Genomic DNA, 20,671 nt, shown 5'->3' with positions numbered 1-20,671 from the left:
GAGTGCCGCCATGCGGCCGCCGGACCCGCGCTCGGCTCAGCCGACCCGCTCGAACAGGTCGGTGATCACCCGCACCACCGTCCTGGGAGCCCGCAGGGTCGGCAGATGGTCGCTCTCCGGGACCCGGACGAGCCGGCAGCCGGGGATGCGGGCGGCCATCGCCTCGTTGCAGGCGACCAGCCGGGGCGTGTCCTGCTCGCCCAGCAACAGCACGCAGGGCACCCGGATTTCGGAGAGCCGGTCGAAGGCGGGCCGCTCCGGCTGCTCGTGGCCATAGGTGGAGAACCAGCCACGGAACGAGTCCCGGACCAGCTCGGCGGCCCGGGCGTCCGGCGCGCTGCCCGCCGCGGCGAAGGTGCGCAGGGACAGGGCGAGCAGACCGTCCATGTCTCCCGCCTGTGCCAGCCGGACGATCTCCGCGCTCAGGTCCGGGGACTCCAGCTTCGGGTAACCGCTGACGCCCGGCACCAGCAGACCCAGGGCGGCCACCCGCCCCGGATCACTCAGCGCGAAGTCGATCACGGTCCTGCCGCCCATGCTGCTGCCGGCCAGGACCGCGCGGTCCACCCCGAAGTGATCCAGCACCCGCCGCAGGTCCCCGGTCTGCGTGTACGGTCCTGTCGGCATCGGGGACTTGCCGAAACCCCGGGCGTCGTACCGGATCACCCGGTACCACGCCGTCAGCTGGGGCAGCACCGGCTCCCACACCCGTGAGTCCGCGATCCCCGGGTGCAGCAGCACCAGGGGGAGCCCCGAGCCTCCCGAGTCGTCCGCCCAGACCTCGCCGCCCTCGACCTTCACCGTGTGCTCCATGGAGCAAACGGTGCCAGAACTCAGCCCGGCCACACGATGGCCTGTACCTCGCTGTAGGCGTGCAGGGCATAAGAGCCCACGTCACGGCCCACACCGCTCTTCTTGAATCCCCCGAACGGCGCTTCCATGTTCCGGCCCACCGTGTTGATCCCGACCCCGCCGGCCCGCAGCCGCCGGGCCACCCGGAAGGCCCTGGCCACGTCGCCGGACCAGACGTAGTCGAGGAGCCCGTAGTCGGAGTCGTTGGCGAGGGCGACGGCCTCCTCCTCGTCGTCGAAGGGGAGCACCACGACCACCGGGCCGAAGATCTCCTCCCGGGCCACCCGCATGTCGTTGGTGCAGTCGGCGAGGAGGGCGGGGGTGAGATAGAAACCGGCGTCCATCGGCGGGCGTTCGCCGCCCGCGACCACCGACGCGCCCTCCTTCCGGCCGAGTTCGATGTACGACTCCACCCGCGCCCGGTGCTCGGCCGAGATCAGCGGGCCCACGACCGTGTCCCTCTCCCGTGGATCCCCGACCTTCAACCGGGCGGCGTATGCGGCCAGTTGCTCCACCAGCCGGTCGTACACCCCGCGCTGGGCCAGCACCCGCGTCGGTGCCGTGCAGATCTGCCCGCTGTAGAAGGAGAAGGTGGTGCCGATGCCGGCGACGGCCGAGGCGAGGTCGGCGTCGTCGAAGACGAGCGCCGCGCCCTTGCCGCCCAGCTCCATCAGCTGGCGTTTCATGTCCCGCCCGCACACCTCGGCGATGCGCCGGCCGACGGCCGTGGAGCCGGTGAAGCTGACCATGTCGACGTCGTCGGAGGCCACCGCCGCCTCGCCCACGGCCACGTCCCGCCCGGAGACGACGTTCACCACGCCGGGCGGTGCACCGGCCGCCTCCAGCGCCTGCGCCATCCGGTAGACGGACAGCGGGTCCTGCGGGGCCGGTTTCACCACCACCGTGTTGCCCATGGCCAGGGCCGGGGCGACCTTGCCGGCCGGGTTGGCCCAGGGGTTGTTGTAGGAGGTGATGCAGGTGACGACGCCGACGGGCTGCCGTACCGCCAGGGCGCCCAGCACCCCGGCCTTCCCCATCGGTCCGGCCTCGTTGATCTGCGGGGCCACGGGCCACTCGGCGGGCTCCACGCGCGCGTACCGGCGAAACCGGGCGGCGGCCACCCCGACCTGCATCGCCCGGGCGGTCCCCGTGGTCGCGCCGGTCTCCGCGCGGGCCAGCTCGGCGTACGGCTCCATCGACCCCCGGATGATCTCCGCCGTCCGGCCCAGCACCGCCGCCCGCTCCTCGGGCCGGGTCCCCGACCACGCCGCGAACGCCTCCCGGGCCGCCGCGCAGGCCGCGCGCACCTGCGCCGCCGAGGCTTCCGGCGCCCAGCCGACGGTCTCCTCGGTGGCCGGGTCGGTCACCGGATAGTGCCCGCCGTCGGGTTCCACCCACGCGCCGCCGACGAACAGCCGCTGCCCTTCGCTCACCGGGTGCTCACCGTGCGGGTGTCGGCCCCCGAGCGCAGCACCTTGCCCGGTACGGCCCCGGTCACCACCTCGTCGCGGATCGCCTCGACCCCGTTGACCCACACGGCCCGCACCCCGATCGCCCGGGAGTCCAGGCGCGGGCTGTCACCCGGCAGGTCGTGCACCAGCCGGGCCTGCCCGGCGTCGATCCGCTCCGGGTCGAAGAGGACCAGGTCCGCATGCCAGCCCTCGCGCACCTGCCCGCGCTCCCGCAGCCCGAAGAGCTGGGCCGGATCGTCGGTCAGCATCTTCACCGCCTGCTCCAGACCGACCAGCTTCCGCCGCCGCAGACAGTCCCCGAGGAAGCGCGTCGTGTACGGCGCCCCGCACATCCGGTCCAGATGCGCCCCGGCGTCGGACCCGCCCAGCAGGACGTCCTCGTGCTGCCAGGTCTCGGCGCGCAGCGCCCAGGACGCCGGGTCGTTGTCGCTCGGCATCGGCCACAGCACCGTACGCAGCTCGTCGTTCGCGCAGATCTCCACCAGGCAGGCGAAGGGGTCGAGCCCCCGCTCCTCGGCGATGTCCCGCACCACCCGGCCGGTCAGGCCCCGGTTGGCCTCGCTGTAGGTGTCCCCGATGACGTAGCGCCCGAAGTTCGCCAGCCGCCGGAAGACGCCCGCCTCCTTCGACTCGGCCCGCCGCAGCATCTCCGCCCGCACGTCCGGGTCCTTCAGCCGGGCGATCCGCTCGGGAACCGGCAGCCCGAGGACCGGCCCCCACCCGGGGATCAGGTTGAGGGCGCAGAAGGTGCCGAGGGACATGTTCATCGGGGTGAGGATCGGCATGGTGAGCGCCACGATCCGCCCGCCGGCCTTCCGGGCCCGCTCGCTCGCGCTCAGCTGCCGGGGCACCCGCTCCGGAACGGCCGCGTCGACGGTGAGCACGTTCCAGTTCAGCGGCCGTCCGGCCACCGCGCTGATCTCCACCAGCAGATCGATCTCGTCGTCGCTGAACTGGTCCAGACACCCGGCGACGATCGCCTCGATCTGCGTCCCCTCGTGCTCGCCGACGGCCTTCGACAGCGCCAGCAGCTCCGCCGGCCGCGCGTGCCGCGAGGCGACCGGCTGCCCGTCCCCGTCGGAGTGCGTACGGGACTGCGTGGTGGACAACCCCCACGCGCCGGCGTCCATGGCCTCGTGCAACAGCCGTACGATCTCGGCCAGTTGCTCCGCGCTGGGCTGCCCGCCGACGGCGTCGGGTCCCATCACGTAGCGGCGCAGCGCGCAGTGGCCGACCATGAAGCCCGCGTTGACGGCGATCCGCCCGTCGAGGGCGTCCAGATAGTCCCCGAAGGAGTTCCAGCTCCAGGGCGCCCCCTCCTCCAGCGCCACCAGGGACATCCCCTCCACCTTGGACATCATCCGCCGGGTGTAGTCGGCGTCGTCGGGACGGGAGGGATTGAGGGGCGCGAGCGTGAACCCGCAGTTCCCGCCGGCGACGGTGGTCACCCCGTGATGGAGGGAGGGGGTCGCGTACGGGTCCCAGAAGAGCTGGGCGTCGTAGTGGGTGTGGGGGTCGACGAAGCCGGGGGCGAGGACGAGACCGCGCGCGTCCTCGGTCGTACGGGCGTCTTCGGTGACGGTGCCGATGACGGCGATCCGGCCGTTGTGGATGCCGACGTCGGCGACGTAGGCGGGCGCCCCGGTCCCGTCGACGACGGTGACGCCCTTGATGAGGTGATCCAACATGCCGGGTACCCCCTCTCAGACGGCCTGACGGAACCGCGACGTCCGGTGCACGGGATCCGTGTCGATCTTCGGAATGACGTGCTCCCCGATCAGCTGAATGGTCCGCAATGTCTCCTCCTTCGGCACCCCCACCGGCAGCCCGAAGCTCAACTGGTCCGCCCCGGCCTGCTCCCACCGCTTGCACTGCCGCAGCACCTCGTCCGGATCCCCGCAGATCAGCAGCTCCTCCTCGACGAGCAGCTCCACGAACTCCGGCGTGTACTCGGGCAGGGTCTCCGGCCACACCGGGAACCCCTCGGGGCGAGGGAACGTGTCGTGATACCGGAAGACGAGCGAGGGCAGATAGTGCAGCCCCCCGTGCACGGCGATGTCGATCGCCTCGGCATGCGTGGGCGCACAGATCGCCGTCGTCGTCACCATCACGTTGTCGTTCACGAAGTCCCCGACGGGCTCCGCGTTCACGACCGCCGTCTTGTACTGCTCCAGCACCCACTCCATGTCGGAGACCTTCTGGATGCTGAAGCCGAGCACCCCGAGCCCCTTCTTCGCGGCCATGGCGTACGACGGCGGCGACCCGGCCGCGTACCACATCGCCGGATGCGACTTCCCGTACGGCTTCGGCAGGACCTTGCGCGGCGGCAGCTGCCAGTGCTTGCCCTGGAAGCCCGCGTACTCGTCCTGGAGCCACATCTTCGGGAACTCGGCGATCGTCTCCTCCCAGATCTCCTTGGTGTAGTTCATGTCGGTCACCCCGGGTATGAACCCGAGGATCTCGTGCGATCCGGCGCCCCGCCCGCTGCCGAACTCGAAGCGGCCCTCGCTGAGGTGGTCCAGCATGGCGACCTTCTCGGCGACCTTCACGGGATGGTTCACCTGGGCGAGCGGGTTGAAGATTCCGGAGCCCAGGTGGATGCGCTCGGTCGCGTGGGCCAGATAGCCGAGGAAGACGTCGTTGGCCGACAGATGCGAGTACTCCTCCAGGAAGTGGTGTTCGGAGGCCCAGGCGTACTTGAAGCCGGACTTGTCCGCCTGGATGACGTACTCGGTCTCCTCCATCAGCGCCTTGTGCTCGGCGAGCGGGTCCGTCTCGGCGCGCTTGCCCACGTATCCCTGTACAAAGAGCCCGAATTCCAAGGCGGTTCACCGTCCCGGTTCGTTCGAAGATTTCTGACGTATCGTCAGTTTTGACGACTGTGGCACCGGCCACCCGACGGGTCAATAGCTGATGAGCCGTCAGATGATGGAGACGCCCGCCAGCCATCCCCCGTCGATCACGAACGGCTGCCCGGTGATGTACGAGGAGTCCTCCGAGGTGAGGAAGAGGGCGAGGCGTGCCACCTCCTCCGGCTGCCCGACCCGCCCGAGCGGCACGAGCCCCCGGTACAGCTCGTCCAGGGCCCGGCTCGTCTCCTCCGGGTCGGCGTCCGGGTCGAGCCGCGACGGGTTGGACATCGCGGTGTCGATGGCGCCCGGACAGATCGCGTTGACCCGGATGCCCCGGCCCGCCAGCTCCAGCGCGGCCACCCGGGTCAGCCCCAGTACGGCGTGCTTGGTCGCGGCGTACGTGCCCACGGCCGCCATGCCGGTCATGGCCGTGTAGGAGGCGGTGTTCACGATCGTGCCCCCGTCGGCCAGCTCCGGCGCCACCGTCTTCATGCCCAGGAAGCAGCCGACCTGGTTGACCTGCACGACCTGCATGAACTCCTCCAGCGGGGTGTCCACGAGGGCGTTGAAGCGCAGGATGCCGGCGTTGTTGACCAGCCCGTCGAGGTGCCCGTACGCCGCCTTGGCGGCCGCCACCGCATCCCGCCAGCCGTCCTCGGTGCCGACGTCGAGATGGACGTACAGCGCGCCTATCTCCTTGGCCAGGGCCTCCCCCTGGTCGTCCAGTACGTCGCCGACGACCACCCGGGCGCCCTCCGCCCGGAAGAGCCGCGCCTCCTGCTCGCCCTGCCCGCGGGCCGCCCCGGTGATGATGACGACCCGCCCGTCCAGCTTGCCCATGGCTTCCTCCTCACTGCAGCCGGGGTGCGACCTGAGCCCCGAACAGTCCGATCTGCTCGACGAGTTCGGCCCGGCTCCGGCTGCGGAACCGCACCTGGATCTGGTCCACGCCCATCGCCCGGTAGGCCCGCAGCGACTCGGCGATCTCCTCCGGCGCCCCGGTGAGGGTCCGCCGCCCGACCTCCCAGCCGGCCCGTCCGACGTACAGCGGCTCGGTGATCGCGCCGACCGTGAACGGCCCCTCGGCGCCGGCCTCTTCCCGCAGCCGCCGCAGCCGGGCGATCTGTGCGGGCAGCCGCTCCCGCGGATCCCCCTGCGGCAGCCAGCCGTCGCCCTTCAGCGCGGCTCGGCGAACGGCGGCGGGCGAGGAGCCGCCGACCCACAGCGGGACGTCCGGCTGCGCGGGCCGCGGCCGCTGCCCCAGCCCGGCGAAGTCGTAGAGCTTGCCGTGGTGTTCGGGGAACTCCTCAGGCCCGAGGGCGGCCCGGAGCGCGTCGATCGTCTCGTCCAGCACGGCGCCGCGCCGCTCGAAGTCGGCCCCGAGCACCTCGAACTCCTCCCGTACGTGCCCGGCCCCGACCCCGAGGATCAGCCGGCCGCCGGAGAGATGGTCGAGGGTGGCGTACTGCTTGGCGGTGAGCAGCGGGTGCCGCAGTCCCACCACCGCGACATGGCTGAGCAGCCGGACGCGCTCGGTGACGGCGGCGAGGTGGGCGAGGGTGGCCACCGGGTCGTACCAGACCGTGCTCATGGCCGGGGCCAGCCGGCGCGGGACGGCCACGTGGTCGCAGGCGGCCAGGTAGGCGAACCCGGCATCGTCCGCGGCCCGGGCGAGCGCCACCAGGTCCGCCGGCCCGGCGCCCGCCTCCCAGCCCTCCGCGAACAGGGCGCTCTGCGCCTGCACGGGCAGCTGGATGCCGTACGCGAGGCTCACTTCGCCCCCCGCCAGAGGCCGTCCTTGGTCAGCCCCAGCAGCTCGATGGCGTTGCCGCGCACGATCCGCTCGACCACGTCCGCCGGCAGATGCCCCATCTGCGCCACGCCGACCTCACGGGACTTCGGCCAGGTGGAGTCGGAGTGCGGGTAGTCCGTCTCGTACAGGACGTTGCCGACGCCGATGGAGTCGAGGTTCCTGAGGCCGAAGGCGTCGTCGAAGAAGCAGCCGTAGACGTGCTCGGCGAACAGCTCGGACGGCGGCCGGGTGACCTTGCCGGCGACCCCGCCCCAGCCCCGGTTCTCCTCCCAGACGACGTCCGCGCGCTCCAGGATGTACGGAATCCAGCCGATCTGGCCCTCGGCGTACATGACCCTGAGGTTGGGGAAGCGCTCGAACTTGCCGCTCATCAGCCAGTCGACCATCGAGAAGCAGCAGTTGGCGAAGGTGATGGTGGAGCCGACGGCGGGCGGGGCGTCGGCGGAGGTGGACGGCATCCGGCTGCTGGAGCCGATGTGCATGGCGACGACCGTGCCGGTCTCGTCGCAGGCCGCGAGGAACGGGTCCCAGTCGTCGCCGTGGACGGACGGCAGGCCGAGGTGCGGGGGTATCTCGGAGAAGGCGACGGCCCGTGCGCCGCGCGCGGCGTTGCGCCGTACCTCCGCGGCGGCAAGTTCTGCGTCCCACAGCGGTATGAGCGGGAGCGGTATCAGCCGGCCCTGCGCCTTGGGCCCGCACCACTCCTCCACCATCCAGTCGTTGTAGGCGCGCACGCACAGCAGGGCGAGTTCCTTGTCCGAGGCCTCGGAGAAGGTCTGGCCGCAGAAGCGGGGGAAGGTGGGGAAGCAGACGGCGGACTGGACGTGGTTGACGTCCATGTCGGCGAGCCGGGCGGACACGTCGTACGATCCGGGCCGCATCTGCTCGTACGTGATGACCTCCAGCTTGACCTCGTCCCGGGCGTAGCCGACGGCGGTGTCGAGCCGGGTGAGCGGGCGCCGGAGGTCTCCGTAGACCCACCAGTCGCCGAGGGGGCCCTCGGTGCTGCCGGGTTCGCCCATGACGGGCCTAAATCGCCCTCCCAGGAAGGTCATCTCCTTGACGGGGGCGCGCACGATCCGGGGCCCGACGTCCAGGTACTTCCTCGGCAGCCGGTCCTGCCAGACGGTGGCGGGCTCCACGGTGTGGTCGTCGACGGAGATGATCAGCGGGAACTGTGTGGTCTCCATGGCCCTCACGGTAGCGCCGATCTGACGGTCCGTCAGCTATCGCGTATCGGACGACTGCGTGCGAAGAGGTGTGAGTGATTTGCGGATCGAGGTGTGAGGGCTTTGTGTACTGAAATGCGCCTCCCTGTGATCGGCGTCTCCCGTGGCTGACGGAACCTGCCGGAACAAGGCAAACTGACGGGGTTGTTCGATGCCGAGGGGGACGAACGCATGGACGGTGGGCCGCGAGTGCCTGAGCAGCGGCGTCCCGGTTCCGTGACCGTCACGGAACAGGCGGCGCTGCGCTTCGGCGTGCTCGGTCCGGTACGGGCCTGGCGCGGCGAGGAGCAGCTCAGCACGGGCTCCCCCCAGCAGCGCGCCCTGCTGGCCGCCCTGCTGCTGCGCGAGGGCCGTACGGCGACGGCGGCGGAGCTGATCGACGCCCTGTGGGGCGCCGAGCCCCCGTCGCAGGCGCTGGCGGCGGTACGCACGTACGCGTCCCGCCTGCGCAAGATCCTGGACGCCGGTGTCCTGGTCAGCGAGTCCGGCGGCTATGCGATCCGGGGCCTCGGCGAGGGCGCCCTGGACCTGGCCGCCGCGCAGGACCTCGCGGCACAGGCGGAGAAGGCACGGGCCACCGGCGACCTGTGCCGGGCCCGCACGCAGCTGAACCAGGCCCTGACCCGCTGGGAGGGCGAGGCGCTGGCCGGCGTCCCCGGCCCCTACGCCGAGACCCAGCGGGTCCGCCTGGAGGAATGGCGCCTCGGCCTGCTGGAGTCCCGCCTGGACATGGACCTGGAGCAGGGCTGCCACGCCGAGGCGGTCTCCGAACTGACGGCCCTGACGGCGGCCCACCCCCTGCGCGAGCGCCTGCGTGAGCTGCTGATGCTGGCGCTGTACCGCAGCGGCCGCCAGGCGGAGGCCCTGGCGGTCTACGCCGACACCCGCCGCCTGCTGGCCGAGGAACTGGGCGTCGACCCCCGCCCCGGCCTGCGGGAGCTGCAGCAACGCATCCTCCAGGCCGACCCGGCACTGGCGGAACCGTCGTCCCCGGCCACGGAATCGCCGGTGGTGGCGGTCCGTCCGGCCCAGCTCCCCGCCTCCGTCCCCGACTTCACGGGCCGCTCGTCCCTCGTCGAGGAGCTGAGCGAGGTGCTGGCGTCGGCCTCGGAGGCGGCGGGCCGGGTCATGGCCGTCTCGGCCCTGGCCGGCATCGGTGGAGTGGGCAAGACGACCCTGGCCGTGCACGTGGCCCACCGGGCACGGCGGGCCTTCCCGGACGGCCAGCTGTACGTCGACCTGCAGGGCGCGGGACCGAGGCCGGCGGAGCCGGAGACGGTACTGGGTTCGTTCCTGCGGGCGCTGGGCACGGCGGACACGGCGATTCCCGACTCCCTGGACGAGCGGGCGGCCCTCTACCGCTCGGTCCTCGACGACCGCCGGGTCCTGCTCCTGCTGGACAACGCGAAGGACGCGGCCCAGGTGCGCCCGCTGCTGCCCGGCACCGGCGGCTGCGCGGCCCTCGTGACCTCCCGCGTCCGCATGGTCGACCTGGCCGGCGCACATCTGGTCGACCTGGACGTGATGTCCCCGGACGAGGCCCTCGCACTCTTCACGAAGATCGTGGGCGAGGAGCGGGTGGCCTCGGAACGCGAATCGGCCCTGGACGTGGTGGCGGCCTGCGGCTTCCTGCCGCTGGCGATCCGTATCGCGGCGTCCCGCCTCGCGGCCCGCCGCACCTGGACGGTCTCGGTCCTCGCGGCGAAGCTGGCGGACGAACGCCGCCGGCTCGACGAGCTGCAGGCCGGCGACCTGGCCGTGAAGGCGACCTTCGAGCTGGGGTACGGGCAGTTGGAGCCGGCCCAGGCCCGGGCGTTCCGGTTGCTGGGATTGGCCGACGGCCCGGACATCTCCCTGGCGGCTGCGGCAGCGGTCCTCGATCTGCCGGTGGAGGACACGGAGGACCTCCTGGAGTCCCTGGTGGACACGTCCCTGCTGGAGTCAGCGGCACCCGGCCGCTACCGCTTCCACGACCTGGTCCGCCTCTACGCGCGTGCCTGCGCGGAACGCGACGAACAGCCCCCGAGCGAGCGGGAGGCGGCGATGTCGCGGCTGCTGGACTTCTACTTGGCCACGGCAGCTCAGGTGTATGCCATCGAACGTCCCGGGGACCGGCTCGTGGACCACCTGGAACCGACGGAGTATCCGGGCCTGAGCTTCGAGGATCGTCACCGCGCTCAGGACTGGCTGTACGGGGAGGCGATCTGCCTGCTCGCGTGTGTGCGCCAGTCGTCGGCACCCCATCATGTGCGGCGTGCCGTCGACCTGTTGTGGACTGCTGTCGATCTGACCGAGTCGGGCGCCAACTCCCGGGAGTACGTCGACACAGCGGCCTCCGTACGCGCCGCGGCACAGGCGGCCGGCGATCAGAAGGCGGAGGCACGTGCCCTCGTCACCGTGGCCAACGGCCACCACCTGACGGGCCGATTCGAGCTGGCCGGCGAGGAAGCCACCCACGCCCTGCTGCTGGCCGACGCCGCGGGAGATCCCCTGCCCCCATGCTGGGCCTCCAACATGCTCGGCATCATCGCGCTCTACCGAGGTCGTTTCGAAGAGGGCGAGAAGCATCTCACGCGTGCCATCGACAGCTTCCGTTCGTGCGGAGACCGCCCCGGAGAGGCCAGCGCCCTGTGCAACCTCTCCCGGATCCGGCTGGCGATGGGCCAGACCGCGAGCGCCGTGTCCCTGGCTCAGCAGGGAACCGACATGTACGACGCCATGGGACACGCGCTGAAGGGCGCCAACGGACGCTATGCGCTGGGCCTCGCGCTCACCCAATGCGGCCAGTACAAGCATGCTGCCGAGCGCCTGGAGGAGGCTCTCTCCGTCTTCCGGGACAGCCGGATGCGTCTGTGGGAGGGGATGACCCTTTTCCGTCTCGCGGAACTCGACCTGGCGGCCGGCCGTCCGGCGGAGGCCGCGACCAACGCCGAGACGGCGCTGGCCCTTCTGCGCGGGGTCGGCGGTGACTGGCGACGCGGCAACGTACTCACCGTGCTGGGTCGCGCCTTGAGCGGCATCGGGCAGTCCGGCCGCGCACAAGTCTGCTGGCAGGAAGCTCTTGAGATCTTCGATGCGCTGAAGGTCTCGGAAGCCGAGGAAGTACGGGCCCTTCTCAAGCCCGGTGCCGTCGTCTGACGCAGCGCGCGTGTACGCGTTCATCGTTCGTTTATCGCCCCACGGCAGGCTCTTTCCTGTCGATCCGTCGCGTCGGGGGGCAGGCGGGCCGACCGGCAGCCGCACCGTAAGGTGTAGCGGCCGTCAGCACCCGTCCGGCGGCTCTCGGGGGAGCTGCCGGACGGGCCGCGCCGGCGCATCGCATCCACGTACTTTCAGGGGAGCAGAGTCATGAGCAACGAGAACACGGCCACGGCACCGGCTGCGAACACCGAGCCGACCGAGGTGACCACGCTGAACAGCCACGCCACCATCGAGCCGGCAAAGATCACCACCGTCGCCGCCGGCGAGACCACCGGCGAAGTAACGCCGGACAACTCTCACGCCACCGACGAAAAGGCCTGACGAGACCTTCCAGCACGGGGGACACGGCCGCGACGGCACCGAGGGGGAGCCGTCGCGGCCGACGTGTGTCCGGGGGGGCTCCGCCTTCCTCGGGTCTCTCAAGGGCTGATCAGCGGTACACCTTCACGTAGTCCGCCTGCATGGTGATCGGTGTCGAGCCGGTGGGCGCGGAGTGGTACTGGCCGGCGCTGAGCGACAGGTTGAGGATCAGGTACGCGGAGAAGGCGCTGCCCACGCCGTGGCCGTCGGAGTAGACCTTCTGCCCGTTGACGTACCAGTCCACCGAGTTGGCGCCGTAATAGGTGCCGATGGTGACCCACTGGCCCGGCGCGACCGCGCCGGAGTTGGCGTAGTCGTCGGAGCCGGGGGTGATGCGGTTGCTCAGCTCCAGCAGGTTCGGGTTGTCCGGGTGGTACTCGAAGGAGTCGATCTCGCCGTTGCCGTCCTTCCAGGTCCACAGGGCCGGCCAGGCACCGGTGCCGGAGGGCAGCTCGACCCGCGTCTCGGCGTAGTCGCCGGTCTTCACCTGGAAGCCCTCGCCGGATCCCTCGGTGGTGAGCAGACCCGTGGTCCATGCCTGCTTGCCGCTCTCCAGGGTGTGCGAGGAGGGCTGGGCGGTGAACGTCGCGACGCCGTTCGAGGTCGTGACGTCGCTCGGGTCCAGCCAGTCGAGCTTGTTGTCGTCCGGGTTGTGGTTGCCGTAGCGGTAGGACGAGGACTTGTCGCCGACCCACTTCGAGCCCCAGGCGATGCCACCTGAGAAGTCGTCCGACCAGACCACGGACTGGCCGGCGATCGGCGAGCCGCCGCCACCGGAGGGCGACGGGGCCGGGGCGGGTGTGGCCTTCGGGGCCGGAGCGGTCGAGCCCGAGGCGACGGTCAGCCGGTGCTTCGGCAGGCTGTGCCAGGCCCCGCCGGAGTCCTGCCAGAAGCCGAAGATCGTGTACGCGCCGGCCGGCAGCGCGCGGGGGGCGCTGGTGAAGCGCGCACCACTCGGGCATATTCGGACATGTGAGGCGTTACCCGGGAAGTCAAGGTTCTTGCCGGCCGCGTCCCGCACGCCGACACCGAGGGTCTTGGCGGTGAAGCAGCTGGACGCGCGCACGGTCAGCTGAGCCGAGGTCGCGACGCCCGCGGTCATCGCGGTCGGGGTCAGCCGGTCCTGGGTGACGGAGGTGGCGGCGGCGGCCCGGTTGGCGAGCGGCAGGAGCAGCAGCGCGGCGGCTGCGCCGGCCACGCCCACGCGGGCAGGGGAGACGGAAAGGCGCATGGTGGGGGCTTTCTTACGACGCCTGCGAGATGAGCTGTCCCGCTCGGACCGCTGTCCGGTCCCCGCAGGACTCGGCGTTCCGGCGACGGAGTCCGTCCGATGCGGACTTCCGCAGGCTAGGCAGACCCGCCGCGCCCCCACAACGAGATCTGACTCACACCAGATGATCAACAGGGCGTCAAGGTGAACCCGTTCACATCAGGCCCCCCGCAGAACCCCCTTGATCACCTTCCCGCTCGCATTACGCGGCAGTTCCGCCACGAACTCGACCATTCTCGGCACCTTGTAGTTCGCCATCTCGCGGCGGGACCAGGCGATCAGGTCGTCCGAGGTCAGGGTCGAGCCCGGCCTGCGCACCACGAACGCCTTGGCGACCTCGCCGAGGCGGGGGTCGGGGACGCCGATCACGGCGGCGTCGGCCACATCCGGGTGCATGCCGAGCAGTTGCTCTATCTCCGCGGGGTAGGCGTTGAAGCCGCCGACGATGAACATGTCCTTGATGCGGTCCGTGATGCGCAGATTGCCCGCCTCGTCGAGGGCACCCACGTCTCCCGTGCTCAGCCAGCCCTCCGCGGAGATCACTTCGGAGGTGGCCCCGATGTCCTCGTAGTAGCCGCGCATGACGTGGAAGCCGCGGACCAGGACCTCGCCCGGGGTGCCGGTGGGCACCGGAGCGCCGGAGACGTCCACCACCCTCACCTCCGTGCCGGGGATCGCCCGGCCCGACGTCGACGCGATCACCGACGGGTCGTCGCCGCGCCGGCACATCGTGACGATGCCGCTCGCCTCCGAGAGACCGTAGGCCGTGAGGACCGTCTCCACCCCCAGCTCCCCCCTCAGCCGCTCCACCAGCCGCAACGGCACCACCGCCGCTCCCGTCACCACCAGCCGCAGCGCCGAGAGGTCATGGGCGTCCCGGGACGGGTGGTCCAGCAATGACTGGTGGAGCGTCGGTGGACCCGGGAGGACCGACACGCGCTCCGCCGCGATGTTCGCCAGCGCCGTCTCCACGTTGAACACCGACTGCGGGATCATCGTCGCCCCGCGCATCAGGCAGGCGATCACCCCGGCCTTGTAGCCGAAGGTGTGGAAGAAGGGGTTGATGATCAAGTAGCGGTCACCGACCCGCAATCCCGCCAGGTCCGCCCAGATGTCGTACGCCCGCAGGGTCTGCTCGTGCGTGATCATCGCGCCCTTGGGGCGGCCCGTCGTACCCGACGTGTAGATGATGTCCGACAGCGACCGGCCTTCCAACTCCCCTGCCCGTCCGCGCACTTCGGCCGCCGACACGCCCTCCCCTCCCGCCAGGAAGTCCTTCCATGTGCGGAAGTCCGGTGGCGCGTCCTCCGACAGGACCACCACCTGCAGAAGTTCCGGCAGGCCGGGCAGTGGACCCGGGCCCGTCGGGGCCCCGTCCCCCGCCGCTCTGCGCAGGCTCGCCACGTACGACGTGCCCAGGAAGGTGCCGGTGACGAAGAGCAGCCGGGCTCCGCTGCGGCGCAGTACGTCCGCCGCCTCCGTACCCTTGAAGCGGGTGTTGAGCGGGACGAGGACCGCGCCCGCCGTCACCGCGCCCAGGGCCGACACGATCCAGTCGAGGGAGTTGGGAGCCCAGACCGCGACCCGGCCGCCGGTCTCCACTCCGCTCGCCAGGCAGGCCGCCGCCGCTCGCTCCACCCTCGCGCCCAGTTCCGCGTACGTGATCCTCGTACGGCCCTCGACCACGGCCTCGGCGTCGGCGTACCGCTCGGCCGACCACCGGACCAGATCGGGGATGGTGTCCCAGTCGCTCATCACAGGCCCCCTGCCACAGCTGACTGACCGTCAGATTAGCTGTAATCTGACACTCTGTCAGGAAGCCGTGAGGGGGACGCCATGGCAGCAACCGGGCTCAAGGACGCCACCGCCATCGTCGGGATCGGGCAGACCTCGTTCGCCAGGCAGCTGGCCGAGGATGAGAAGACGCTTGCGTGCCGGGCGGTGATCGCCGCCCTCGACGACGCGGGGATCGCGCCCAGTGAGGTCGACGGTCTCGCCTCCTACACCATGGAGGAGACCGACGAGGTCGAGCTCGCGAAGGCCGTCGGGTTCGGGGATCTGACCTTCTTCAGCAAGGTGGGGTACGGGGGTGGCGGTTCCTGTGCCACCGTCGGGCATCTCGCCGCCGCCATCGCCTCCGGGCAGGCCTCCGTCGGCGTCGCCTGGCGGTCGCGGAAGCGGGGCAGCGGGGCGCGGCCGTGGACCAACACCCACGTGCAGCTCCCGACTCCCGGCCAGTGGACCCGGCCCTTCGGGCTGCTCCGGCCCGCCGACGAGATCGCCATGCTGACGCGGCGGTACATGCACGAGTACGGCGCCACCCGGGATCACCTCTTCAACGTCGCCCTCGCCTGCCGCAACCGGGCCAACCAGAACCCGGCCGCCGTGATGTACGAACGGCCGCTGACCCGCGAGATGTACATGACCTCCCGGTGGATCAGCGAGCCGCTCTGCCTCTTCGACAACTGCCTGGAGACGGACGGGGCCCTCGCCTGTGTCCTCGTGTCCGCGGAGCGCGCCCGGGACTGCCGTCGCACCCCCGTCTACGTCCACTCCGCCGCCCAGGGACTGCCCGCCCAGCACCACGGCATGGTCAACTACTGGAACGACGACCCCCTCACCGGGCCCGCCTGGACCGCCGCCAGGCACCTGTGGAAGCACGCCGACTTCACCCCGGACGACGTGGACGTGGCGCAGATCTACGACGCCTTCACGGCCCTGATACCCCTGTCGCTGGAGGGATACGGCTTCTGCGGGAGAGGGGAAGGGGGTGCCTTCACCGAGGGCGGGGCGCTGGAGATCGGGGGGCGGCTGCCCGTCAACACCAGTGGTGGTGGGCTCAGCGAGGCCTATGTGCATGGCTTCAACCTCGTCAACGAGGGCGTCAAGCAGCTGCGCGGGACCAGTACCGCCCAGGTCCCCGGCGCCGCCACCTGTCTGGTCACCGCCGGTGAGGGCGTGCCCACCTCCGCCCTTCTCCTGCGGAACTGAGGAGTCAAGGAGTTGAGGAGGAGCTGATCATGCTGAAGCCCGTCACCGATACCGACGGCGCGCCCTTCTGGGAGTACGCGGCCCGGGGTGAACTGCGTGTCCAGGTCTGCGGCGAGTGCGGTGAGCCGCGGTTCCCGCCCCGGCCCTGCTGCCCGCACTGCCAGTCCTTCGCGAGCGAGTGGCGGGCGGTGTCGGGGCGCGGTCGCGTGTGGTCGTACGTCGTGCCGCATCCGCCGCTGCTGCCCGAGTACGCCGAAGTGGCGCCGTACAACGTGGTCGTGGTGGAGCTGGAGGACGCGCCGCGGATCCGGCTCGTCGGCAATGTGGTCCGTCATGCGGGCGCCCCTCTCGACTCCCTCGATCCGGGGCGCCTCAGGATCGGCGCGCGGGTGCATGTCGTCTTCGGTGACGGCGGGTTGCCGCAGTGGGTGCTCGCGTGAGCACCGTGCGGCTGGCGGCCGACAAGGACAGCGGGGTCGCCATCGTCACCCTCGACCGGGCGCACCGCCTCAACGCCATCGACATGGACATGGCTCGCGAACTCACCGAGGTCTGGCGGGCGTTGCGGTTCGACGACTCGGTGCGGGCCGTGGTGCTCACCGGGAGCGGGGAGCGGGCGTTCTGCACCGGGATCGACCGGGACGTCGTCGTACCGCAGCCCTCGTCGCCGTACATGCTGGACGATCCGCTGCTGACCGTCGGGCCGAAGGCGAACGACCTGTGGAAGCCCGTCGTCGCCGCGGTGCGCGGGATGGCCTGCGGGGGTGCCTTCTATCTGCTGGGGGAGTGCGAGTTCGTCGTCGCCGATCCGACGGCCGTCTTCTTCGATCCGCATACGACGTACGGCATGGTCAGCGCCTACGAGTCCATGCTGATGGCGGCGCGGATGCCGTACGGGGAGGTGGCCCGGATGATGCTCATGGGCGCCGCCGAGCGGATCTCCGCACGGCGGGCCCATGAGATCGGGCTCGTCTCCGAAGTCACCGAGGAGGGCGGCGCGTTGGCCGCCGCGGTGCGCTGTGCCGCCGTCGTCGCCGGGTATCCGGCGGAGGGGGTGCAGGGGACCGTGCGGGCGCTGTGGGCGGCCAAGGAGGCGGGCCGGGCCCAGGCGTTCGCGCAGGCCCCGCAGCTCATCGCGCTCGGCAGTCTGCCGGCCGAGCGGCAGGCGGAACTGTTCCGGGGCAGGGACCGTACCGAGCCGCGGACACGGTGAGTGACCGCGTGGCGAGGAACGCGCACCGGGGGTAGCGTCAGCCCTGGGACGGCCGCCGTCTGGAGCCCTTCCGTGACACACCGGTACGACGGCCGTCGCACTCCCCCGTCAGGCCCTCACGTCCTCACACCGTGCGGGCCGTGCCCGTCCCCTTCTCCGCGTCCAGCGCGTACACGCAGCGGTCCTTGCTGCACGCGTACACCACGCCGTCCTTGACCACCGGCGAGCCGGTGATCTCGCCGCCGGTCGCCAGCTTCCAGCGCAGCCGGCCGTCGTCGGCCTTGAGCGTGTACAGCAGATGGTCGGTGGAGCCGAAGTGGATCCGGCCCTCCGCGACCGCCGGGGCGCCCACGACGTCGCCGCCCGCCTGGAAGCGCCACTTGGGCGTGCCGGTGACCGCGTCCAGGGTGTACAGGCCCTTGCCGCTGCCGACGTGGACATGGCCGGCCGCCACCAGCACCGGTTCGATGGAGGAGCGCGCCTCCGTCGCGATGCGCCAGCGGTCGCGGCCGTCGGTGGCGTCGAGGGCGTAGACCGTGCCGAGGTAGTCCGCCAGGTAGACCCCGCCGCCGGTCACCGCGGGGCCCGGGGTGAAGGCGGGCGGCGACAGGAAGACCGCCGGTGCCTCGAAGTGCCAGCGGACCATCCCGCTCGCCGCCTCGATGGCGAGGACACGGGTGCCCGCGGAGACGTAGACGTAGCCGTCGGGGGCCGGGGCGAGCCGGACGGGCACACCGCCGCAGGAGGCCGCGTCGCCGACCGGGTACGACCAGCGCTCCTCGCCGGTGCGGGCGTCCAGGGCGCGCAGCCGGGCGTCCTGCCAGACGTAGACCGTGCCGTCGTGGACGAGCGGGCCGGCCTCGGGGGACTCGAAGTCGGTCTGGCAGCCGGCGATCTCCCACAGCTTCTGCCCGTTCGCGGCCTCCCAGGCCTGGACGCCGCCGCCGCGGGTGCCGGTGACGACCGTGCCGCGGTCGGCCTTCAGCGAGTACACCCAGGCGTCCGTGGACAGCCGCCACAGGTCGGTGCCCTCGCGGGCGTCCAGGGCGAACAGGGTCGGGCCGTCGGAGGCGTGGATACGGCCGTCCGCCACCGCCATCGACCAGGCGACGTCCCGCGTCTTGAAGCGGCGCCGGCCGGTGGCCACGTCCAGGGCGTGCACCTCGAAGGAGGTGACGTAGACCAGGTCGCCGTCGACGGCCGGGGTGCCCCAGACCTCGTTGGACATGCGGAACCGCCAGGGCCGCCAGCCGCTCGCCGTCTCCGGGGGCGCGGGCGGGACGGGCGGTACGGCAGGGCCTACGGCAGGGTCCGTGCCGGCGACGCCGGGGCGCGGGCGGGACCAGTTGGCGACCAGGCCGGCCTCCGGCGGGGGTGCCTTGACGGCGGCGGCGCGGGCGTCGGCGACGCGTGGGCCGGGGCCGATGGGCACCTGGGCGCCGGCCAGCCGGACCGGGCCGTTGTCGGGGGCGCCGACGGGGACGGGCGGGTCGTACGCGGGCGGCGGGGGGATCGCTGAGCGGCCACCGCTGCGCGGGCCGCCGGTGGTGACCGGGGCGGGCTTGGCGGCGGGGCGGCCGCCGCGGCGGGCCTCGATGAGGGCGACGGCCTTCTCGGGCAGCCAGGCGGAGGCGGTGCCGCTGTCGTCCGATCCGGAGCCGAAGAGGTGCGGGGCGAGCTGGGCCTGGAGGTCGGCGGGGTTGGGCCGGCCGGTGGCCTCCATCTGCATACAGGACTCGATCAGCGGGCGCAGCTCGTCGGGCAGGCCGGTGAGGTCCGGGCCCTCGCGCAGCAGCATGAAGACCGTCTCGACCGGGTTGGCGCCGTGGAAGGGCGGGTGGCCGGTGGCCGCGAAGACCAGCATGGAGCCGAGCGAGAAGACGTCGCTGGCGCCGGTGACGCTGCGGGAGTCCTTGGCCTGCTCGGGGGACATGTAGGCGGGGGTACCGACGGCGACGTTCGTCATGGTCAGGCGGGTGTTGGAGACGCCCGACGCGATGCCGAAGTCGATCACCCGGGGGCCGTCCTCGACCACGAGCACGTTGGACGGCTTGAGGTCGCGGTGGACCAGTCCGGCGCCGTGGATGGACTGGAGGGCCTCCGCGACGCCCGCGGCGAGCCAGCGCACGGCCTGGGCCGGGAGCGGCCCGCAGTCGTTCACTATCTCCTCGAGGGAGGGCGCGGGGACGTACGCGGTCGCGAGCCACGGCACGGCGGCGCGCGGGTCGGCGTCGACCACGGCGGCCGTGTAGAAGCCGGAGACCGCGCGGGCCGCTTCCACCTCACGGGTGAAGCGGACGCGGAACAGCTGGTCCTCGGCCAGCTCGGTGCGCACCGTCTTGATCGCCACGCGCCGGCCGGACGCCGAGCGCGCCAGATAGACCAGCCCCATGCCGCCGGCGCCCAGCCGCCCCAGCACCTCGAACGGCCCGATCCGCCTCGGATCGTGCTGTGTCAGCTGATCCACCACTTGCCTGCCACCTCCCCGTACGAGCCGCGCCACCCATCTATGTACGCGGCCGAAGTGCAGCGTCTCACCACCGCACCGCCGTGGCGGCACGCACCCCGATTCTTCCTGGCCGGGCGCCCGGTTGCGAACCCGGTGAGGATAGGGGTGTCTCATGCCCAACCATCACAAAGGGGACAAAGCTCTGGCATATCGGCGGCGAACCCGTGCGGATCAGCGCTGCAGCAGTGCGAACGACGCCCCCTGATTGTCGGTGACGACGGCCACCAGTCCGTACGACGTCTCGAAGGGTGGCGCCTGCACCCGGCCGCCGAGCCGCTGTACGACCCCCAGGGCGCCGTCGAGGTCGGCGACCCGGAAGTGGGCGAGGAAGTGCGGGGGCATCTCGGCCGGGAAGACCTCGGTGACGTCGGACCGGCCGAAGTCGGGCCGGGCGCCCGCGCCGAACAGGGCGTCGTGGAAGAGACCGCCGTAGAAGGTGTTGGCGGTGGCCGTGTCCCGGGTGTACAGCTGGGCCCAGACGAAGGTGCCGGGCTCGTGCCGGCGCCCGAAGCCGCGATGGCTGCTCGCCTGCCACAGCCCGAACACCGCGCCCTCGGGATCGGTGGCGAGGGCGGCGACCCCGAGGTCGCCCACCGGGAACGGGGCCATGACCACGTGCCCGCCGGCCGCGGTGATCCGCCGGCCGAGGGCCTCGGCGTCCGGAGTGGCGAAGGAGACCATCCAGACGGTGGGCATACGGCCGTCCAGCTTGGGGGCCAGTGAGGCGACCGGCGCGCCGCGCAGCAGGGCCCACACCGAGGAGCCGTAGGCGTCCTCGAAGGACCACCCGAAGAGCGCACCGTAGAACCGCTTGCCCGCCTCGACGTCGTTGAGCTGGGCGTCCACCCAGCAGGGCACACCCTCCCCATACGCCTCTTCCGCCCCCTCCGCCTCGACCACTTCCCCCTC

At 71.7% G+C, this 20,671-nt stretch carries 16 protein-coding genes; 5 read left to right on the top strand and 11 right to left on the bottom strand.

The annotated features are described in order from the left end of the window. Positions 1–36: 36 nt before the first annotated feature. The 7 genes from AB5L52_RS25090 to AB5L52_RS25060 all read right to left on the bottom strand — a co-directional run bounded on the left by AB5L52_RS25090 (position 37) and on the right by AB5L52_RS25060 (position 8,179). Positions 37–813 (bottom strand): alpha/beta fold hydrolase, encoded by a 777-nt coding sequence (locus AB5L52_RS25090; protein ID WP_369366318.1) that lies wholly within the window; start codon positions 811–813, stop codon positions 37–39. 20 nt (positions 814–833) lie between these two features. Continuing rightward, positions 834–2,285, bottom strand: a complete 1,452-nt coding sequence (locus AB5L52_RS25085; RefSeq protein WP_369366316.1) for an aldehyde dehydrogenase family protein — start codon at positions 2,283–2,285, stop codon at positions 834–836. Continuing rightward, positions 2,282–4,012: an amidohydrolase family protein gene (locus AB5L52_RS25080; protein ID WP_369366315.1), complete on the bottom strand. Its 1,731-nt coding sequence runs from the start codon at positions 4,010–4,012 to the stop codon at positions 2,282–2,284. The genes AB5L52_RS25085 and AB5L52_RS25080 overlap by 4 nt, the downstream gene beginning before the upstream one ends. 15 nt (positions 4,013–4,027) lie before the next feature. Next, positions 4,028–5,146 (bottom strand): LLM class flavin-dependent oxidoreductase, encoded by a 1,119-nt coding sequence (locus AB5L52_RS25075; protein WP_369366313.1) that lies wholly within the window; start codon positions 5,144–5,146, stop codon positions 4,028–4,030. Positions 5,147–5,245: 99 nt separating this feature from the next. Continuing rightward, entirely contained in the window at positions 5,246–6,016 is a 771-nt protein-coding gene (locus AB5L52_RS25070; RefSeq protein ID WP_369366311.1) for an SDR family NAD(P)-dependent oxidoreductase, read from the bottom strand. Positions 6,017–6,026: 10 nt separating this feature from the next. After that, the gene (locus AB5L52_RS25065; RefSeq protein ID WP_351571937.1) at positions 6,027–6,950 is read right to left on the bottom strand and encodes an LLM class F420-dependent oxidoreductase; all 924 of its coding nucleotides are present in this window, start codon (positions 6,948–6,950) and stop codon (positions 6,027–6,029) included. Then, positions 6,947–8,179: an amidohydrolase family protein gene (locus tag AB5L52_RS25060; RefSeq protein WP_369366308.1), complete on the bottom strand. Its 1,233-nt coding sequence runs from the start codon at positions 8,177–8,179 to the stop codon at positions 6,947–6,949. The genes AB5L52_RS25065 and AB5L52_RS25060 overlap by 4 nt, the downstream gene beginning before the upstream one ends. Positions 8,180–8,389: 210 nt before the next feature. Here AB5L52_RS25060 and AB5L52_RS25055 point away from each other — a divergent pair, with 210 nt between their 5' ends. Then, the gene (locus AB5L52_RS25055; protein WP_351028960.1) at positions 8,390–11,356 is read left to right on the top strand and encodes a BTAD domain-containing putative transcriptional regulator; all 2,967 of its coding nucleotides are present in this window, start codon (positions 8,390–8,392) and stop codon (positions 11,354–11,356) included. A gap of 210 nt (positions 11,357–11,566) precedes the next feature. After that, on the top strand, positions 11,567–11,740 hold the full coding sequence (locus AB5L52_RS25050) for a hypothetical protein (protein ID WP_351028901.1): 174 nt from the start codon (positions 11,567–11,569) through the stop codon (positions 11,738–11,740). Between the two features lie 109 nt (positions 11,741–11,849). Here AB5L52_RS25050 and AB5L52_RS25045 read toward each other — a convergent pair whose 3' ends face one another. Both AB5L52_RS25045 and AB5L52_RS25040 read right to left on the bottom strand, forming a co-directional pair. Further along, positions 11,850–13,010: a hypothetical protein gene (locus AB5L52_RS25045; protein ID WP_369366306.1), complete on the bottom strand. Its 1,161-nt coding sequence runs from the start codon at positions 13,008–13,010 to the stop codon at positions 11,850–11,852. A 198-nt stretch (positions 13,011–13,208) separates the two neighbouring features. Next, complete coding sequence (locus AB5L52_RS25040; protein WP_369366304.1) at positions 13,209–14,804, bottom strand: FadD3 family acyl-CoA ligase; 1,596 nt, start codon at positions 14,802–14,804, stop codon at positions 13,209–13,211. 81 nt (positions 14,805–14,885) lie between these two features. Between AB5L52_RS25040 and AB5L52_RS25035 the strand changes: the two genes are divergently transcribed. From AB5L52_RS25035 to AB5L52_RS25025, 3 genes are read left to right on the top strand one after another with little or no spacing between them, the layout of a single operon-like run. Next, positions 14,886–16,040: a lipid-transfer protein gene (locus tag AB5L52_RS25035; protein ID WP_369366302.1), complete on the top strand. Its 1,155-nt coding sequence runs from the start codon at positions 14,886–14,888 to the stop codon at positions 16,038–16,040. Positions 16,041–16,069: 29 nt separating this feature from the next. Continuing rightward, positions 16,070–16,480 (top strand): Zn-ribbon domain-containing OB-fold protein, encoded by a 411-nt coding sequence (locus AB5L52_RS25030; protein WP_369366300.1) that lies wholly within the window; start codon positions 16,070–16,072, stop codon positions 16,478–16,480. Beyond that, positions 16,477–17,253, top strand: coding sequence for an enoyl-CoA hydratase/isomerase family protein (locus AB5L52_RS25025; RefSeq protein WP_369366298.1), 777 nt, complete (start codon positions 16,477–16,479; stop codon positions 17,251–17,253). Before AB5L52_RS25030 ends, AB5L52_RS25025 begins: the two co-directional genes overlap by 4 nt. A 124-nt stretch (positions 17,254–17,377) precedes the next feature. On the opposite strand, the gene AB5L52_RS25020 is transcribed toward AB5L52_RS25025, so the two are convergent. Then, positions 17,378–19,723, bottom strand: a complete 2,346-nt coding sequence (locus AB5L52_RS25020; protein ID WP_369366296.1) for a PQQ-binding-like beta-propeller repeat protein — start codon at positions 19,721–19,723, stop codon at positions 17,378–17,380. A 210-nt stretch (positions 19,724–19,933) separates the two neighbouring features. After that, positions 19,934–20,608, bottom strand: coding sequence for a VOC family protein (locus AB5L52_RS25015; RefSeq protein WP_369368967.1), 675 nt, complete (start codon positions 20,606–20,608; stop codon positions 19,934–19,936). Positions 20,609–20,671 lie beyond the last annotated feature (63 nt).

It is taken from the genome of Streptomyces sp. CG4, assembly GCF_041080655.1.
In the GTDB taxonomy this organism is placed as follows: Bacteria; Actinomycetota; Actinomycetes; order Streptomycetales; family Streptomycetaceae; genus Streptomyces.
The sequence above is the reverse complement of the archived record's forward strand: the minus strand, read 5'-3'. Positions and strand labels throughout refer to the sequence as shown.

What these genes read in the sequence shown, in the direction of transcription:
- AB5L52_RS25090 (WP_369366318.1), bottom strand. Translation starts at nt 813, where the DNA reads ATGGAGCACACGGTGAAGGTCGAGGGCGGCGAGGTCTGGGCGGACGAC.
- AB5L52_RS25030 (WP_369366300.1), top strand. Translation starts at nt 16,070, where the DNA reads ATGCTGAAGCCCGTCACCGATACCGACGGCGCGCCCTTCTGGGAGTAC.
- AB5L52_RS25060 (WP_369366308.1), bottom strand. Translation starts at nt 8,179, where the DNA reads ATGGAGACCACACAGTTCCCGCTGATCATCTCCGTCGACGACCACACC.
- AB5L52_RS25040 (WP_369366304.1), bottom strand. Translation starts at nt 14,804, where the DNA reads ATGAGCGACTGGGACACCATCCCCGATCTGGTCCGGTGGTCGGCCGAG.
- AB5L52_RS25070 (WP_369366311.1), bottom strand. Translation starts at nt 6,016, where the DNA reads ATGGGCAAGCTGGACGGGCGGGTCGTCATCATCACCGGGGCGGCCCGC.
- AB5L52_RS25050 (WP_351028901.1), top strand. Translation starts at nt 11,567, where the DNA reads ATGAGCAACGAGAACACGGCCACGGCACCGGCTGCGAACACCGAGCCG.
- AB5L52_RS25055 (WP_351028960.1), top strand. Translation starts at nt 8,390, where the DNA reads ATGGACGGTGGGCCGCGAGTGCCTGAGCAGCGGCGTCCCGGTTCCGTG.
- AB5L52_RS25035 (WP_369366302.1), top strand. Translation starts at nt 14,886, where the DNA reads ATGGCAGCAACCGGGCTCAAGGACGCCACCGCCATCGTCGGGATCGGG.
- AB5L52_RS25045 (WP_369366306.1), bottom strand. Translation starts at nt 13,010, where the DNA reads ATGCGCCTTTCCGTCTCCCCTGCCCGCGTGGGCGTGGCCGGCGCAGCC.
- AB5L52_RS25080 (WP_369366315.1), bottom strand. Translation starts at nt 4,012, where the DNA reads ATGTTGGATCACCTCATCAAGGGCGTCACCGTCGTCGACGGGACCGGG.